Source organism: Burkholderia sp. AU38729 (assembly GCF_020419725.1).
Taxonomy (GTDB): Bacteria; Pseudomonadota; Gammaproteobacteria; order Burkholderiales; family Burkholderiaceae; genus Burkholderia.
Window position 1 is genome coordinate 600024 of the sequence record NZ_JAIZQO010000002.1, and the last position, 17229, is coordinate 617252.

Sequence of the window (17229 nt, forward strand, 5' to 3'; positions counted from 1 at the left end):
CCGCCAGGAGCGTCGCATGAGCGCCCTACTCGAACCCGCCGCCCAGCCGGTCGACGTGATTCCGCTGTCCGCCCATATCGGCGCGGAAATCCGCGGCGTCGACCTCACGCAACCGTTGACCACGCCGCAGATTGCGGCGATCCGCGCCGCGCTGCTGAAATGGCGCGTCATCTTCTTCCGCGAGCAATTCCTCACGCACGAGCAGCATGTCGCGTTCTCCGCGCAGTTCGGCGAGCCGACGGTCGGCCATCCGGTGTTCGGGCACGTCGACGGGCATCCGGCCATCTACTCGATCGCGAAGCACCGCAAGGCGACGCGCTTCGAAGGCGAACCGGTGCGCCGCCCGTGGACCGGCTGGCACACCGACGTGACGGCCGCCGTGAACCCGCCGTGGGCGTCGATCCTGCGCGGCGTGACGATCCCGCCGTACGGCGGCGACACGCACTGGACGAACCTCGTGCGGGCGTACGAAACGCTGTCGGCGCCGCTGCGCGGCTTCGTCGACGGCCTGCGCGGCATTCACCGCTTCACGCCGCCGGCCGGCGCGCGCGCCACCGGTGCGTTCGACGACGCGGTCGAACGCCGCCCGCTCGTCACCGAGCATCCGCTCGTGCGCGTGCATCCGGAGACCGGCGAACGCGCGTTGTACGTGAGCCCGAGCTTCCTGAAGTCGATCGTCGGGCTGACGCCGCGCGAAAGCCAGGCGCTGCTCGAACTGCTGTGGGAACACGTGACACGGCCGGAATTCACGATCCGCTTCAAGTGGGAACCGCGCAGCATCGCGTTCTGGGACAACCGCGCGACCGCCCACCTCGCGCCGGTCGACATCTTCGATCTCGACTTCGATCGCCAGCTGTATCGCACGACGCTCATCGGCGACGTGCCGGTCGGCCCCGACGGCCGGCCGTCGGTCGCGCTCGAAGGCTCGCCGGTCGAAGCCGCGGCGGCGGTCGCGCTCAACTGAACCGAACCGCTCTGCCGGCAGCCGGCGCGCACTGCATCGCGCCGGCCTTTCCCTTCATCGCACCGCGCGGACGAAAACGCTTGTCCGCGCGGCCCGCCCGTCAATCCAGCCACACCCCGTCGAAGCGATGCCCGCCGAGCGGCGAGAACGTCAGCCCGTGCACGCGCTTGGAGACCGGCAGCGACACGATCGACGTCGCGATCGGCGTGAACGGCACCTGGTCCTTGAACACGACCTGCGCCTGCTCGTACAGCGCCGTGCGCTTCGCGACGTCCCCATTGGAACGCGCCGCGTCCACCAGCTTCTCGAAATCCTGGTTGCACCACTTCGCGAGATTGCTGCCGTGCACCGCGTCGCAACCGAGCAGCGTGCCGAGCCAGTTGTCGGGGTCGCCGTTGTCGCCCGACCAGCCGTACAGGATCGCGTCGTGCTGCCCGTCGTGCTTCGCGCGGCGGTTGTATTCGCCCCATTCGTAGCTGACGATCTTCGCGCGCACGCCGATCTTCGCCCAGTCCTGCTGGATCAGCTGCGCCATCAACTGCGCATTCGGGTTGTACGGGCGCTGCACGGGCATCGCCCACAGCGTCAGGTCGAAGCCGTTCGGGAAACCGGCCTGCGCGAGCAGCGCCTTCGCGGCCGCCGGGTCGCGCGGCGCATCCTTCAGCCGCGGGTTGTACGACCATTGCGCGGGCGGCATCGGGTTCGTCGCGATCTTCGCGTCGCCGTTGAACACGGTCTTCACGATCGCCGACTTGTCGATCGCGATGTCGAGCGCGCGCCGCACGTCGACGCGATCGAGCGGCGCATGCTGCGTGTTGTACGCGACGAAGCCGACGTTGAAACCCATCCCCGAGAACAACGTCAGCTTCGGGTCGCGCCGCACCGTGTCGAGATCGGCCGGCCGCGGGAACGCCGATACCTGGCATTCGCCGGCCACCAGCTTCTGCAGGCGCGCGGCCGGATCGGGCGTGATCGCGAACACGAGGCGCGCGAGCTTCACGTCGTCCGGTTTCCAGTAGTCGGGATTCGCGTCGTAGCGGATCAGCGCGTCCTTCTGGTACGTGCGCAGCAGGAACGGCCCCGTGCCCACCGGGAACTGGTTGATGTCAGCCTCGCGGTGGCGCGCCGCGAGCTGCGACGCATACTCGGCCGACAGGATCGACGCGAACGCCATCGCGAGATTGCGCACGAACACGACGTCGGGTGTCTTCAGCACGAAGCGCACCGTGTAGTCGTCGACCTTGTCGATGCGCTCGATGTTGCGGTCGAAGCCGAGGTCGCTGAAATACGGGAAGCTGACCGGATAGGCCTTGCGGAACGGATCGTCGGGATCGAGCATCCGGTGGAACGTGAAGACGACGTCGTCGGCCTGGAACGGCCGCGTCGGCGTGAACCAGGCGGTGGTCTGGAATTTCACGTCGCGCCGCAGGTGGAACGTGATCGTGCGCTGGTCGGGCGACACGTCCCAGCTCGTCGCGAGCGCCGGCTCGAGATCGAGCGTGCCGCGCCTGAACTGCACGAGCCCGTTGTAGACCGGGTACGTGCTCGCATCGAAATCGGTGCTCGTCGTATGCTGGCCCGGATCGAAGCCGGCCGGGCTGCCTTCGGTGCAATACACGAGCGTCTTGCCGGATGGAGCGGCAAGCGCGTGCGTGGCCGCGCCGGCGAGCAGCAGCGACGCCGCGATGCAGCGCAGGACGGCAGCGGCATGAGGGACGCCACGCGCACGACGCGCAGCTGACGAAACGAAAGCGTTTTTCATGGTGACGGGGACAGGAGAGCGCTGTCATACAAATGAAGACGGCCGATCTTCGCGCGCCTCCCGCCGATCGCTTACCAATTAATTTCGCGTTGCTTATCGTCGTGGCTGCATCCCGCTGCCCGTGCATGAAAACGTCCACGCGAACGTCGGCGGCCGTCTCGAGCCGCCGTCTTCCGGCCCCCTGCAGACTCGCCCGAAATGGCGCATCGTATCGGCTAGCCAACGCCGGCACGGGCGCGCCGGGATTCGCCCGACGCCGCCGCGCCGCCGATTCCAGGAGGACACACGATGCCCGTCAGCTCCGAAACGTCTGCTCGCCCGGTGAAGACGCCGGGCCCCGATCACCCGATCACGGTCGAACTGCATCCGCGGCGCGTCGTGGTCAAGGCGGCCGGCAGGGTCGTCGCGGATACGCGCCGCGCGCTGGCGCTGCGCGAGGCCGCCTACCCGGCGGTGTTCTACATTCCGCGCGAGGACGCCGACCTGACACTGCTGCAACGCACCAACCACGCGACGTACTGTCCGTACAAGGGCGACGCCGCCTACTACTCGATTCCGGTCGGCGGCGAGCGCGCCGTGAATGCCGTCTGGACCTACGAGGCGCCCTATCCGGCCGTCGACGCGATTCGCGGGCACCTCGCGTTTTATCCGGATCGCGTCGATTCGATCGAGGAAAGCCCCGCCGGCTCCGATTGAGGGTCGTGACAGCCGTTCGTCGAATTGCGGGCGGCTGCGCGTGCGCGTGGGCGCATTCGCCGGGACGGCGCGCCGTGCCGGCGGGTTCGCGTGCCGATGACCGGCCCGCACCCGCCCACCTGGCCCGCCGCTGATTTGCATATGCGGATTCGTTGGTTGGCCGCCGGCCTGCGCGGCCGTATCGTCCTGAATCCGGCGCGGGCCGGCCCGTGGCGCGCATCGCCCGCATCGGGCCCGCCCTGCGCCGGCCGCGCCGTCTTTCGCGCGCGGCCCGTGAACCCGCACGCAGGACGCCTCGATGAACGACACACCCCACGCAGACGTTGAACCGACACCGGCGAACCCGCATCGCCGCCAGTGGCTGCAAGGCGCGGCCGCCGGGCTGGCCGGGCTCGCGCTCGGCCCGCTCGCGGGCCTGCCTGCTCATGCGCAAGACAGCAGCACGCGGCTGCGCGTCGGTTTCCAGAAATACGGCAACTTCGTCGTGCTCAAGGCGCGCGGCACGCTGGAGAAACGGCTCGCGAGCCAGGGCGTCACCGTGCAGTGGCTCGAATTTCCGGCCGGCCCGCAATTGCTCGAGGGCCTGAACGCCGGCGCGATCGACGTCGGCACGGTCGGCGAGACGCCGCCGATCTTCGCACAGGCAGGCGGCGTCGACTTCGTCTACATCGGCAACGAGCCGCCCGCGCCGCAGGGCGAGGCGATCGTCGTGCTGCCCGATTCGCCGATCCGCAACGTCGCGCAATTGCGCGGCAAGAAGGTCGCGTTCAACAAGGGTTCGAACGTCCATTACCTGCTCGTGAAGGCGCTCGAACATGCAGGGCTCACGTATGCCGACATCCAGCCGATCTACCTGACGCCCGCCGACGCCCGCGCCGCGTTCGTGCAGCGCAACGTCGATGCATGGGTGATCTGGGATCCGTACCTGGCCGCCGCCGAGCGCCAGATCGGCGCGCGCGTGATCGCGAACGGCGAAGGGCTCGTGCGCAATACGCAGTACTACCTCGCCGCGCGCAAATACGCGGCGGCCCACCCGCAGGTCATCCGCGCGCTGCTCGACGAAGTCGACGCGGTCGACCGCTGGGCGCGCGACCATGTGCCCGAAGTCGCCACGCAACTGTCGCCGCTCGTCGGCCTCGATGCGCCGACGCTCGAAGTCGCCCTCAAGCGCGCCGGCTACGGCGTGCAGCCGATCAGCGACGCGACGCTCGCGTATCAGCAGAACATCGCGGATTCATTCAGCGCGCTGAAGCTGATTCCGGGCAAGCTGTCGGTCGCGAGCGCACGCTGACGCGCCGGTGCCGGTGCCGCTAACGCGCGGCGCGGTACGCGCGAATCAGCGCGCGGTAGCCGCGCCGATGCGCCGCCATTCGTCGTAGTCGGTGACCAGCCCCGCTTCGTCGACCGCGATATCGGCCGCATACGTGCCGCTTTCGTAGCGGTACACGCGCTCCGCCGTACGCGTATAGCGCTGCTCGCCGCGCACGAACACGACATCCGGAAAACGCAGCCACGCGGTGTGAATCACCGCCGCTTCGCCGACGGCCAGCCCGAGCCGCCGGATCGGCAGCGTATTCGTCGACGGGCTGAAACCGAGATCGAGGTCGGTCGCGCCCGCGAGCGCCGGGACGTCGACGCCGTCGACCGTCCATCGCCCTGCGTCACGGCGGATATCCCACTGCCGCGGCGGCTGCGTGCCGTCCCACTGCGTGATGCGTGCCGAGCGCGTGAGCCAGTCGGCGCCGCATGCGATCGCGTAATCGATGCGAAACGGCGAGCCGTCGATCGCACCCGACACCGATCCCGACAGATCGATTCCCGTTCGCGATTCGACGAGCCGGCACCATTCGGCTGCCTGCCACGTCTGCACGATCTGCCATGCGACGCAGCGCGTGCGCACCGCGTCATCCTGCTGCGTCATGTCGTCGTCTCCCGTCGATCGCACGGATGCCGATTGTCCCCCATCGCACCGGCGAACACACGCGGCTTCGCCGACCGATGGTCAGTATCGGTTCGACGCGTACCTTCGGGCAGCCCTGCTTTGATACCATCCGTCGATCGGCATCAACCGGAACCGGACAAGGGGCGCGACTTCATGGATTTGCTGGCGACGATGCGCATCTACGTGAGGGTCGTCGAGCGCGGCACGATGTCCGGCGCGGCGCGCGATCTCGACATGGGCCAGCCGGCCGTCAGCGAGCGTATCGAGCGGCTCGAGAAGCATCTCGGCACACGGCTGCTGTTGCGCAGCGCCCGCACCCTCACGTGCACGGAAGAAGGCCGGATCTTCTACGAACGCAGCAAGGAACTGCTCGAAGCGGCCGACGAAGCGGTCGCGTCGGTGTCGAAGACGGAAAACGCACTCGACGGCACGATCCGGCTCGCGGCGCCGCAGTGCATCGGCGAGGTCGTGCTGCCGGGTGTGCTGATGCATGTCCGCCGCGCGTATCCGAACCTGCACATCGACCTGGTCCTGAACGACGACATCGTCGATCCGGTCACGGAAGGCGTCGACATCTCGATTCGCGTCGGCCAGCTCGGCGACGGCGGATTCGTCGCGCATCCGGTCGGCGCGGTCGGCCGCCGGCTCGTGGCCGCGCCGTCGTATCTCGAGCGGCACGGCCCGATCGACACGGCGGCCGATCTCGCGAACCATCCGTTCGTCCGCGTGAAAGGCGTCTTCGCCAGCGAGCGGCTGCCGCTGCGGCGCGACGGCGACGCGCTCGACTACGCGCGCATCCGCACGATCATGACGACGAGCCACTGGCGCCCGATGTTCGACACGATCGTGGCCGGCGGCGGCATCGGCGTGGTCCAGCAGCCGGCCTGCGCCGACGCGCTCGCGTCCGGCACGCTCGTCGAGCTCCTGCCGCACTACGTGATTCCCGACTTCGCGCTCAACGTGCTCGTGCATGCGCAGCGGCCGCTGCCGCCGCGCGTGCGGGCCGTCGTCGACCTGCTGAAGCAGGACCTCCCGCCGCTGCTGGCCCGCGCTGCCCGATAACGGCGGCGAGCGCCGCCCCCGTCACGCCTGCAGCGACTTCCCCGGCTCCTTCACGTGGGCATCGACTTCCATCTGGTAGAAGCGCGCGCTGACGAAGCCGAACAGCGTCCAGCCCAGGAACACGCACAGGCCGCCGAGCATCAGCGCCTGCTCGCCCGAGCTGAACAGCGCATAGAAGCTGTACGCGGTGGCCGCCATCGCGATCACGTTGGTCAGCAGCGCCTTCGCCGGCGGCACCTTCGCGACCTTCTGGATCGTGATCAGCGCGGCCATCGACATCACGTACGGCACGAGGTTCGTGACGACCGCGAGATCGACGATCTTCTGGAACTGGCTGCTCAGCTCCGGGCTGATCGTCATCAGCGCCAGCGCGACCTGCGCGACCAGCAGGATCACCATCCCGACGATCGGCGTGCCGGTGCGCGTCGCACGCGCGAACACCGGCAGGAAGTAGCCGACGTCCGCCGAGCTCTTGAACACCTGCGCGACCGTGAACTGCCAGCCGAGCAGCGAGCCGATGCACGCGATCACCATCAGCGCGGTGACGATCGTGCCGACCGTCGGCGTGAACATCGTCGCGAACGCGATGCCGAACGGCGCATTCGACTTCGCGAGGAGCGCGTTGGGCACGATCCCCGCGATCACGTTGGTCGACACGATGTAGAAGATCGCCGACGCGATCGTGCCGCCGAGCACGGCGATCGGCACGTTGCGCTCCGGATTCTCGACGGCGTCCGAGTTCGCGCACGCCGATTCGAGCCCGAGGAACGCCCACAGCGTCACCGCGATCGAGCTGCCGACGGCCGGCCCGAACGGCAGGTTGTTAGGATTCCATGCGGCGCCCCAGGTCGCGCCGCTGAACCAGAACCAGCCGATCAGCGACACGACGACGACCGGAATGATCACGCCCCACACCGTCACCGCGCCGATCCGGCCGGTGATGCGCGAGCCGCCGAAGTTCGCGACCGTCGTCAGCACGAGCAGGAAGATCGTCCACAGGCCGGTCTGCAGCGGCGACAACGTCGCGTCGAACAGCACGGTGCCGTAGCCGACCGCCGTGACGCCGATCGCGACGTTCGCGATCACGAGCGACAGCCCGTACGTGTAGTTCGCCATGTAGTTGCCGGCCTTGCCGAACGCGTATTCCGCGTAGCCGCCCATCCCGCCCGGCTTGCGGCTCAGCATCCCGCAGCGCGCGAACGCATAGGCCAGCGCGAGCGAGCCGCCGGCCGTGACGATCCACGACAGCAGCGAGATCGTGCCGACCTGCGCGAGCTTCGACGGCAGCAGGATGATGCCGGAGCCCATCATGTTGACCGCCGTGAGAATGGTCAGCTGCCAGACGTTCATCCGGTTCTTCGGCGCGGCCGCGGCGGCCGCGTCGGACATGCGCGCTGTGTTTTCCATGATGTCGATCCCTCGATGTAAGGCCGTTGCACGGCCGGTCGCGCGTTCAGGCCGTCAGGCAATACACGCGGTACGTGCCGTCCTCGACTTCCACGCCGTGCGTATCGTGCGCGAAGCCCGGGAAGCGCCGGTCGTACGCTTCGAGCGCCTTCAGGTAACCGAGCACCGGGCCGTCCGCCGGCCCCGCGTTCTCGCCCGGCATCAACAGCGGAATGCCCGGCGGATACGGCACGACGCCGGTGGCGACCGTGCGCCCGGCCAGTTCCTCGAGCGTGACCTGCTCGACGCGGCCCTGCACCAGATGCTCGTAGGCGCGCACCGGGCTCATCTCCGGCTTCGGCAGGATCGAGAACGCTTCCGACATCAACCGCGTCGTGCCGAGCTGCTCCATCGCCGCGAACATCGTGTCGGCCAGGTCCTTCAGCCCCATGCCCGCATAGCGCGAGCCATGCGCCTTCGCGAGCGACGGAATCGCCATGTCGAGCGGCAGGTTCGCGTCGTAGTCGCGCTTGAAGTCGCACAGCGCGCTGACGAGCGAGCCCCACTTGCCCTTCGTGATGCCGATCGAGAACAGGAACAGGATCGTGAAGTCGGTGGTTTTCTCGACGACGATCCCGCGCGCATCGAGATACGCGGTCACGACGCTCGCCGGAATGCCGACCGGCATCAGGCCACCGGCCGGCGCGACGCCCGGCGTGACGATCGACACCTTGATCGGATCGAGCATGCAGTAGCCGTCCTCGATATTGCCGAAGCCGTGCCATTGCGCGCCGGGGCGCAGCACCCAGCACGACGGGTCGCTCGCGAGCAGCTCGGGCGGCGCATCGTGGAACGGCAGCGTGCGGCCGGTGCGCGTCTCGAGCACCGTGTCGGGCTGCCAGCACTCGAAGAACCAGTCGCCCTTCGCGCCGAACTCGCTGTTCATCCGCGCGATCATCTGCCGGAACGCGACGGCCTCCTCGATCGACTCGTGCGTGAGCGCCGCGCCGCCGGGGCCGTCCATCATCGCGGCCGCGACGTCGTTCGACGCGATGATCGCGTAGTTCGGCGACGTCGACGCGTGCATCATGAACGTTTCGTTAAACTGACCATGCGGAATCGGGTTGCGGCCGTCGCGCACGTGGATGTACGACGCCTGCGACAGCGCGGTCAGCAGCTTGTGCGTCGACTGCGTCGCGAACACCGTGGGGCGGTCCGCACGATGGTCGCGTGGGTCCCCGTGCATCGCGTGGCGATCGCGGTAGATCGGGTTGAAACGCGCATAGCCGTACCACGCTTCGTCGAAATGCAGCCGGTCGACGCTCGCGCCGAGCAGCTCCTCGACGCGCGTGACGTTGTAGCACAAGCCGTCGTACGTCGAGTTGGTGACGATTGCATGCTTCGGCTGGCGATCGGCGAGCCCGGCCGTGAGCGGATTCGACGTGATCGCCTCGCGGATCGCCGCCTGCGTGAGGCGCTCCGACGCGATCGGCCCGATGATCCCGTAGCGGTTGCGCGTCGGCACGAGGTAGGTCGGGATCGCGCCCGACATCGTCATCGCGTGCTCGGCCGACTTGTGGCAGTTGCGGTCGCACAGCGCGATCTGGTCGCGACTCACGCTCGCCATCAGGATGATGCGGTTCGACGTCGACGAGCCGTTCGTCACGTGATACGTGCGATGCGCGCCGAACACACGGGCCGCGTAGCGCTCGCTTTCGCCGATCGGGCCCGAGTGGTCGAGCAGCGAGCCGAGTTCGCCAACCGAGATCGACAGGTCGGAACGGAACAGCGCTTCGCCGAAGTATTCGAAGAACGCGCGGCCGACCGGCGATTTGAGGAAGCCCGTGCCGCCCGTGTGGCCGGGCGTATGCCATGAGTATTCGTAGACGCGCGAGAATTTCGCGAGCGCGCCGAACATCGGCGGCAACACGGTGGCGCGGTAGCGCTCGATCGCCGCGTGGATGCGCCCGCCGATGAAGTCGGCCGTATCTTCGAGCAGCCACACGAAATCGTCGACCTTGCCCATTACCGCGGACGGCACCGACGATGCGACGCTGCGGTCGGCCAGCAGGAAGATCGGCACGTTGGCGTTGCGATGCCGGATCGCGTCGACCACGGCCTCGGACGGCCCGTGGCCGTCCACGCCGAGATCCCAGTCGAGCAGCACGCACTGGATCGACGGATCGGAGCGGATCAGCATGATCGCGTCGTCGGCCGAGGTGGCCGTGAGCACGTCGATGTCGCGCTGCACGAGCTCCGCGCTCAGCGTGCGGACCGCACGCCCGGTCGCGGTTTCCCGCGTGATCTCGTCGTCGACCAATAACGCGCGCAGGCCGAGACGACGAATGCCACCGACGGACGTATTCATGTTTTTGCCCTCGTTGTTCCGATGCTTCGTTGGGTTTAATTCGTCTCACGAGCACGCGGACAGCAGGCCACGGGCGGCGGCATGAGACGCTCGCAAATCCGGTTTGATTCGCCATCCAATTCGGAGCCGACTATGCCATAGATGCCTTTTGATGAAAAGCAGACGAATCGGCGAAACGGTCGAACGTTTTCAAATCGCCTTTCACAATCGGTTCATTTTGATGTGCATTGCAGCACGCCGATTTCCGATTATCGGATCGGTTTCGCCCACCAATCGGATTGCCGATTCCGCTCGATTGAATTCGCCGGGTTTTGTTGCTACGATCGGCTGCGCCGTGCATTGACCGGCGGCGGCTGCGCCGCACCGCGCAAGGTGTTTTCGTGCGGCGCGCCATGCGGCATTCAGCATTCGCGGGAGCGTTTCAATCGGCGGCGGCGCGTGTCGGATGACGCGGATTGCGCGCCCGTGCGAATGCGGCTCTCGTTTTCCGCACATTTACGGGAGAGTTCGCGTGAGCCTGTTGAAAATCGCAGTCGAGCCGGCGCTGATTGGCGCCTTCCTCACCACGCACGAACAGGTCGACGTATTCCAGACCGATTTCACGAATATCGCGGCAATCGTCGTCGGGATCGATTCGGCGCAACAGGTGCTTGAAACCGTCGAAAGAACCGGATTCGCGATTCCGTTTTTCGTCGCGGTCGAGCCCGACCAGGAAGTGCCGCCGTCGATCCTGCCGAGCGCGAGCGGCGTGATCCAGCTCCGCCATGGCGGACGCCACTACTACGGCCGGCAGATCTCCGCCGCCGCCGACATCTACAGCGAGAACCTGCTGCCGCCGTTCTTCAAGGTGATGCGCGAATACGTGCAGCGCGGCTATGTCGAATTCGACTGCCCCGGCCATCAGGGCGGCCAGTTCTTCTCGAACCACCCGCTCGGCCGGATGTTCTTCGACTTCTTCGGCGAGACGATCTTTCGCGCCGACCTCTGCAACGCCGACGTTCGGCTCGGCGACCTGCTGATCCACGAAGGCCCCGCGCTGGAAGCGCAGCGCAATGCCGCTCGAATCTACAACGCGGACAAGACGTACTTCGTGCTGAACGGCACGTCCACGTCGAACAAGGTCGTCACCAGCGCGCTGCTCGCGCCCGACGATCTCGTGCTGTTCGACCGCAACAATCACAAGTCGGTGCACCTCGGCGCGCTCGTGCTGTCGGGCGCGCGGCCGGTCTACCTCGAGACCGCCCGCAACGCGTGGGGCCTCATCGGCGGCGTCGACAGCGCGGCGCTGGACGAAACGCGCATTCGCGACGCGATCCGCGACGTCGCACCGGAGCGCGCCGGCCTGCCGCGCCCGTTCCGGCTCGCGGTGATCCAGCTCGGCACCTACGACGGCACGATCTACAACGCGCGCGAAATCGTCGACCGGATCGGGCATCTGTGCGACTACATCCTGTTCGATTCGGCGTGGGTCGGCTACGAGCAGTTCATCCCGATGATGCAGGACTGCTCGCCGCTGATGCTCACGCTCGGCCCCGACGATCCCGGCATCTTCGTCACGCAGTCGGTGCACAAGCAGCAGGCCGGTTTCTCGCAGACGTCGCAGATCCACAAGAAGGACAGCCACATCGAAGGCCAGAAGCGCTTCTGCGATCACCGGCGCTTCAACAACGCGTACATGATCCACGCGTCGACGAGCCCGTTCTATCCGATGTTCGCGGCGCTCGACGTGAACGCGCAGATGCACGCGGGCCCGGCCGGCAAGCGCCTGTGGCGCGACTGCGTCGCGCACGGCGTCGATGCGCGCAAGCTGCTGATGAAGACCTGCCGGCAGATCCGACCGTTCGTTCCCCAGAACATCGACGGCCGCCCGTGGGCCGACTACCCGACCGAGCAGATCGTCGACGACCTGCGCTTCTTCCGCTTTCATCCGGCCGACACGTGGCACGGCTTCGAAGGCTATGCGGACGACCAGTATTTCGTCGATCCGTGCAAGCTGCTGCTGACGACGCCCGGCATCGATCGCGACACGCACGAATACGCGGCGTTCGGCGCACCGGCGCCGATCCTGGCGCGCTACCTGCGCGAGCACGGCGTCGTGCCCGAGAAGGCCGACCTGTACACGATCCTGTTCCTGCTCACGCCTTCCGAAAGTTTCGGCAAGCTGCAGCATCTGGTCGCGCACCTCGCGCAGTTCGAACGCCATCTCGACCAGGACACGCCGCTGCGCGAAGCGATTCCATCGCTGTGCGAAGCGTATCCTGAGCTGTACGGCAACATGCGCCTGCGGCAGCTGTGCCAGCGGATGCACGACTTCTACCGCAGCCACGACATGAAGCATCTGCAGAAGATGATGTTCCGGCGTGCGCAGTTCCCGAAGCAGGCGATGCTGCCGCAGGCCGCGAACGCCGAGCTGATCCGCAACAACGTCGAACTCGTCACGCTCGATCGCATCGAAGGCCGGATCGCGACGGAAGGCGCGCTGCCCTATCCGCCCGGCATCTTCTGCGTGGTGCCCGGCGAAAGGTGGGGCGGCCCGGCGCTCGACTACTTCCGTGCGCTCGAAGCGGGGATCAACGCGCTGCCGGGTTTCGAGCCGGAAATCCAGGGCGTCTATCTGCAAACGCGGCCGGACGGCACGAAGCAGGCTTCGGCGTACGTGGTGGCGGCCGGCGCCGACGCGTCACGCGCGTAACGGCGGCCTGGCGGGCGGCCACGCGCCGCTCGCGGTCCTGAGCGCATCGTGAACGCATGACGGGCGGCGCGCCCGCCGCCTCACCACGCCTGCCGGTAGATCTCCAGCGCGTCCGCCTCCGTCACCTCGCGCGGATTGTTCACGAGCAGGCGCGTCTGCAGCATCGCGTCCGATGCCATCCTCGGCAGGTCGCCCTCCCCGATGCCGACCTCGCGCAGCGTGCGCGGAATGCCCGTCGCGACGATCAGCCGGTCGATCTCGGCGATCAGCGCGTGCGTGCGCGCTTCATCGCTGCCCGTCGCCGACGGCGCGACGATCGACGCGAGTTCCGCATACAGCGGCGCGGCGGCCGCCGCGTTGAAACGCAGCACGTGCGGCAGCACGAGCGCATTCGACAACCCGTGCGGCACATGGAAGATCCCGCCGACCGGATAGGCCAGCGCGTGCACGGCCGCGACCGGTGCATTCGCGAACGCCTGCCCCGCGAACATCGCGCCGACCAGCATCGCCTCGCGCGCCTGGCGATTCCGGCCATCGTCGCACGCCGTGAGCAGGTTGCGCGACAGCAGCGTCAGCGCGTGCACGGCCAGCATGTCGGATATGGGGTTCTTCAGCCGCGCGGACGTGAAGGCCTCGATCGCATGCACCATCGCGTCGATGCCCGTCGCGGCCGTGGCCGCACGCGGCAGGCCGAGCGTCAGTTCGGCATCGAGGATCGCGACGTCCGCGAACAGGTGCGGCGACACGACGCCCATCTTGCGCGCCTCGCCGACCGTGACGATCGACACGGCCGTCACTTCGGAGCCGGTGCCGGCCGTCGTCGGCATCTGCACGAGCGGCAGCCGCGCGCTCGTCACCTTGTCGACGCCGTACATGTCGGCCAGCGCCTGCTGCCCCGGCGCGAGCACCGCGATCAGCTTCGCGACGTCCATCGACGATCCGCCGCCCAGGCCGAGCACGATCTCGGCATCGGCCGCGACGGCCCGCTCGGTCGCTTCCAGCACCACGTGCTCCGGCGGATCGGCGATCACGTCGTCGATCACGGTGACTTGCCAGCCGTGCGCGGCGAGGCTCTCCAGCGCGGGCGCGAGCACGCCGCTGCGATGCAGGAACGCGTCGGTGACGACACAGAGCCGCACGAGCGCCGGAAAGCGTTCGCGCAACAACACGCCGAGCCGGCGCGCGGCGCCGAATTCGACGACCTGCGTCGGAACGGTACGGAATTGAAACGGGTTCATCGGGCGCCTCCCGGTGGCGTCGCCGCGCCGGTGCCCGGCTGCACCATGTAGCTGGACACTTCGCGGCGATCGAGCAACGGAATGATCGCGCCGAACCCGATCCGCTGGAAATGCGGCGTTTCCCGATGCACGTCGAGACCGTCCGCGTCGCGGTAGCGTTCGAGGATCACGATGTGGTCGGGGTCCTCCGGCGACCGGAAATACGCGTAGTCGAGATTCTTCGGCTCGGCGCGCGTCAGCGGCGCGAGCTCCGCGAGCAATGCGACCACGCGGTCGCCGTTGCCGGGCTTGGCGTGGAAATGCGCGATGACCTGCAGGTAAGGTTCGTTCATGTTGCGCTCCGGGTTCGACTGGGGGCCGTCACGACGGGGACGCACGCAATGCGCGGCGAACCGGAAGGATTCGAACGCGACGGCGCAACGCAGTGTCACTGGCGGGTCGTCGCATTGTATTGAATCGGCGCGGCCTTCGCAGTGACGCCACCGCGCCACGAACAACAACGCCGATCGCCATCGGCCTCTACTCGTGCGACGCGCCGACTACCACGGCACCGTCCGCCCCAGATAGTCGAGATACTCGAGCCCCGGGCGCCCACGCTTGGCGATCAGCACGTCGACGAGACTCGGCACGCTTTCCTCGATCGTCAGGCGCGCATCGGGCCCACCGAGTTCCGTGCGGACCCAGCCGGGCGCCATCAGCACCATTGCACGCCGCGTATCGGCCTGGCGCACCGCGAAGCTGCGCATGAACTGGTTCAGCGCGGCCTTGCTGCCGCGATAGACCTCGCGCATCCCGCTGACGTTGTTCGCGACGCTGCCCTGCCCCGACGACATCGCACCGATCAGGCCATCGTCGGTCACGAGATCCTGCAGCGTCTCGATCACGCGCATCGGCGCCAGCGCATTCGTGATCATCACGCGCACGAACTCGTCGGTCGTCACTTCGCCGATCGTTTCGGTGGGCTCGTTCGTCGTGCCCGCGTTCACGAACAGCATGTCGAAGCGCCGGCCCGCCAGCCGCTCGCGCAGCACGGCCAGTTGCACCGGTTCGCAGATGTCGAGCGTCTCGATGTCGAGCCGGCCGTCGAACCGGTCGGCGAGGTCGTGCAGCTTCGTGCGCCCCGATCCTGCGCGCACGGTGCCCGTTACGTGCCAGCCTTTGTCCAGGAACGTCTCCGCCATCGCGAGCCCGAGGCCGCGCGAGGCCGCGACGAGCAGGATCGTAGGCACATTCGCGTTCGATACTGTTGATTGCATGGTTTCCGCCTTTGCCGGGTTTCGTCATGCAGCCACTATAGGTGCGCACCACGATAGGCGCCAGACGCACCAGATTCAACTTATAGTTGCATCACGCGCCATGTCAAATCGCACGGAAGCGTATCCTGTCGCCATGGAAGACATCGACCTGAATCTCGTCACCGCGCTCGACGTGCTGCTGTCGGAAGGCAGCGTGACCGGCGCCGCGCGCCGGCTCGGCCTGAGCACATCGGCCATGAGCCGCACGCTCACACGGTTGCGGATGGCCACCGGCGATCAGCTGCTCGTGCGCGCCGGGCGCAAGCTCGTGCCGACGCCACACGCCGCCGCGTTGCGCGACCGCGTACACGCGATCGCCAGCGATGCGCGCGCGGTGCTGCGGCCGGCGACGGCCGACGTCGACATGGCGACGCACACTTCCACGTTCACCCTCCGCGCAGCCGCCTCGTTCATGGAAATGCTGTCCGGCCCGGTGGTCGCCGCACTCGGCGAAATCGCGCCGCAGGTGCGCATCCGCTTCGTCCCGAAGCCCGACCGCGATCCGCAAGCGTTGCGCGACGGCACCGTCGACCTGGAAATCGGCAAACGCGGCGACGATGCGCCCGAGTTGCACACCCGCATGCTGTTTCACGACTGGCACGTCGCCGTGGCGCGCGCCGGGCACCCGCTGTTCGCATCGGGCCGGATCACGCCCGCGCGCTATGCGGCCTGCCGTCACGTGATCGCGTCGCAGTTGGGCGATTTCGGCGGTCCGGCTGGCGACTCGACCGACAAGGCCGGCCCAAGCCACTCCGTGCACGTCGTCGTACCGGGCTACCCCGATGCGATGCGGGTCGCGGCCAGCACCGACCTGATCGCGCTCGTGCCGCGCTCGAGCCTCGGCAACGCGTTCTCGCCGGGCCTCACGGAGGCGCTCGGGCTGCGCAGCTTCGAGATCCCGGTGCGCCTGCCCGAGATCCTTGTGTCCGCGCTGTGGCATCCGCGCATGCACGGCGACCCCGTGCACCGTCGCTTGCGCGATGCGGTCATTGCCGTCTGCCAGCGAGCGTATCCGGAGGGCCGCGCGCCGCGCCCGCCGGCACGTCGCACCGGCACGCGCGCGGCAGGCTGACGCGCGGCTCAGACCAGCCGCCCGCCGCCGTCGATGTGCAGGATCTCGCCGTTCATGAAGCCGTTGCCCAGCAGGAACGCGATCGCTTCCCCCACTTCATCGGCGCGCCCGACACGGCCGCCGGGCAATGCCGCCGCCGCGCCCGCGAGGATCGCATCGCGCGCTTCCGCACCGAACGCGTCGTAAAGCGGCGTCTCGACGAAACCGGGCGCAACCACGTTCACGCGAATGGGCTTCAGTTCCAGCGCGAGCGACTGCGCCAGTGCCTCGACCCCGCGCACGGCGGCGGCAATGACGGAAACGCCCTGCGCGGCCGGACGATCCGACAGTTGCCCGCCGGTCAGCACGATCGAGCCGCTCTCGGGCATCAGCGGCAACGCGGCGCGGATCGCGTAGACCGGCCCGGCGATACGCTCCTGCCACGCGGCGAGCAGGTGATCGGGATCGGTCTCGTTCAGCTTGCCGGCAATGAACCGGCCGGCCGTGACGACCAGGTGATCGACGCGCGTGATAGTGTCGAACACGGCCTCCACTGCCAGCCGGTCCGCGATGTCGGCCACCGCGACGCGTGCGCCGCCGATCGCCTGTGCGGCGGATTCGAGCTTCGCGCGGGTCCGGCCGACCAGCGTGACGCTGGCGCCTTTCGCCTTCGCGGCGGCCGCCGCCTCGAGGCCGATGCCGGAACTCCCGCCGAATACCACGACCTGCGCACCGTCCAGTGCCGAAGATTGCGTTGCCTCGTTCATGTCGAC

The 17229-nt window shown here is 68.0% G+C and carries 14 protein-coding genes; 6 read left to right on the top strand and 8 right to left on the bottom strand.

Going from position 1 to position 17229, the window contains the following annotated elements; translation table 11 throughout:
- The first annotated feature begins 16 nt into the window (after positions 1-16).
- Entirely contained in the window at positions 17-964 is a 948-nt protein-coding gene (locus tag LGM56_RS07695) for a TauD/TfdA dioxygenase family protein (RefSeq protein WP_089457884.1), read from the top strand.
- Between the two features lie 100 nt (positions 965-1064).
- On the opposite strand, the gene LGM56_RS07700 is transcribed toward LGM56_RS07695, so the two are convergent.
- Positions 1065-2726, bottom strand: coding sequence for an ABC transporter substrate-binding protein (locus LGM56_RS07700; protein WP_226203928.1), 1662 nt, complete (start codon positions 2724-2726; stop codon positions 1065-1067).
- A gap of 288 nt (positions 2727-3014) precedes the next feature.
- Between LGM56_RS07700 and LGM56_RS07705 the strand changes: the two genes are divergently transcribed.
- Both LGM56_RS07705 and LGM56_RS07710 read left to right on the top strand, forming a co-directional pair.
- Positions 3015-3422 (top strand): DUF427 domain-containing protein, encoded by a 408-nt coding sequence (locus LGM56_RS07705; RefSeq protein WP_089442892.1) that lies wholly within the window; start codon positions 3015-3017, stop codon positions 3420-3422.
- Positions 3423-3720: 298 nt separating this feature from the next.
- Positions 3721-4713, top strand: coding sequence for a sulfonate ABC transporter substrate-binding protein (locus LGM56_RS07710; RefSeq protein ID WP_089497323.1), 993 nt, complete (start codon positions 3721-3723; stop codon positions 4711-4713).
- A 45-nt stretch (positions 4714-4758) separates the two neighbouring features.
- Here the strand turns inward: LGM56_RS07710 and LGM56_RS07715 are convergent, their stop codons facing one another.
- Positions 4759-5343, bottom strand: a complete 585-nt coding sequence (locus LGM56_RS07715; RefSeq protein ID WP_089497324.1) for a putative glycolipid-binding domain-containing protein — start codon at positions 5341-5343, stop codon at positions 4759-4761.
- Between the two features lie 174 nt (positions 5344-5517).
- Between LGM56_RS07715 and LGM56_RS07720 the strand changes: the two genes are divergently transcribed.
- Positions 5518-6426: a LysR family transcriptional regulator gene (locus LGM56_RS07720; RefSeq protein WP_226203930.1), complete on the top strand. Its 909-nt coding sequence runs from the start codon at positions 5518-5520 to the stop codon at positions 6424-6426.
- A 21-nt stretch (positions 6427-6447) separates the two neighbouring features.
- Here the strand turns inward: LGM56_RS07720 and potE are convergent, their stop codons facing one another.
- Together potE and LGM56_RS07730 are read right to left on the bottom strand one after the other, a co-directional pair.
- Positions 6448-7833 (bottom strand): putrescine-ornithine antiporter, encoded by a 1386-nt coding sequence (gene potE / locus LGM56_RS07725; protein ID WP_226203932.1) that lies wholly within the window; start codon positions 7831-7833, stop codon positions 6448-6450.
- Positions 7834-7879: 46 nt separating this feature from the next.
- The gene (locus tag LGM56_RS07730; protein WP_226203935.1) at positions 7880-10180 is read right to left on the bottom strand and encodes an Orn/Lys/Arg decarboxylase N-terminal domain-containing protein; all 2301 of its coding nucleotides are present in this window, start codon (positions 10178-10180) and stop codon (positions 7880-7882) included.
- A gap of 511 nt (positions 10181-10691) precedes the next feature.
- Between LGM56_RS07730 and LGM56_RS07735 the strand changes: the two genes are divergently transcribed.
- Entirely contained in the window at positions 10692-12872 is a 2181-nt protein-coding gene (locus LGM56_RS07735) for an ornithine decarboxylase (protein WP_226203937.1), read from the top strand.
- An 80-nt stretch (positions 12873-12952) separates the two neighbouring features.
- On the opposite strand, the gene LGM56_RS07740 is transcribed toward LGM56_RS07735, so the two are convergent.
- From LGM56_RS07740 to LGM56_RS07750, 3 genes are all read right to left on the bottom strand, one after another.
- A complete protein-coding gene (locus LGM56_RS07740; RefSeq protein WP_226203939.1) occupies positions 12953-14110 on the bottom strand; it encodes an iron-containing alcohol dehydrogenase in 1158 nt (385 codons plus the stop codon).
- Positions 14107-14442, bottom strand: a complete 336-nt coding sequence (locus LGM56_RS07745) for a putative quinol monooxygenase (RefSeq protein WP_089497331.1) — start codon at positions 14440-14442, stop codon at positions 14107-14109. Before LGM56_RS07745 ends, LGM56_RS07740 begins: the two co-directional genes overlap by 4 nt.
- 207 nt (positions 14443-14649) lie before the next feature.
- Positions 14650-15366 carry an SDR family oxidoreductase gene (locus tag LGM56_RS07750; protein WP_226203941.1) on the bottom strand — a complete coding sequence of 239 codons (717 nt, stop codon included), beginning with the start codon at positions 15364-15366 and terminating at the stop codon, positions 14650-14652.
- A 133-nt stretch (positions 15367-15499) separates the two neighbouring features.
- Here LGM56_RS07750 and LGM56_RS07755 point away from each other — a divergent pair, with 133 nt between their 5' ends.
- A complete protein-coding gene (locus tag LGM56_RS07755; RefSeq protein WP_226203944.1) occupies positions 15500-16477 on the top strand; it encodes a LysR family transcriptional regulator in 978 nt (325 codons plus the stop codon).
- An 8-nt stretch (positions 16478-16485) separates the two neighbouring features.
- Here the strand turns inward: LGM56_RS07755 and LGM56_RS07760 are convergent, their stop codons facing one another.
- Positions 16486-17223, bottom strand: coding sequence for an SDR family oxidoreductase (locus tag LGM56_RS07760; protein ID WP_226203946.1), 738 nt, complete (start codon positions 17221-17223; stop codon positions 16486-16488).
- Positions 17224-17229 lie beyond the last annotated feature (6 nt).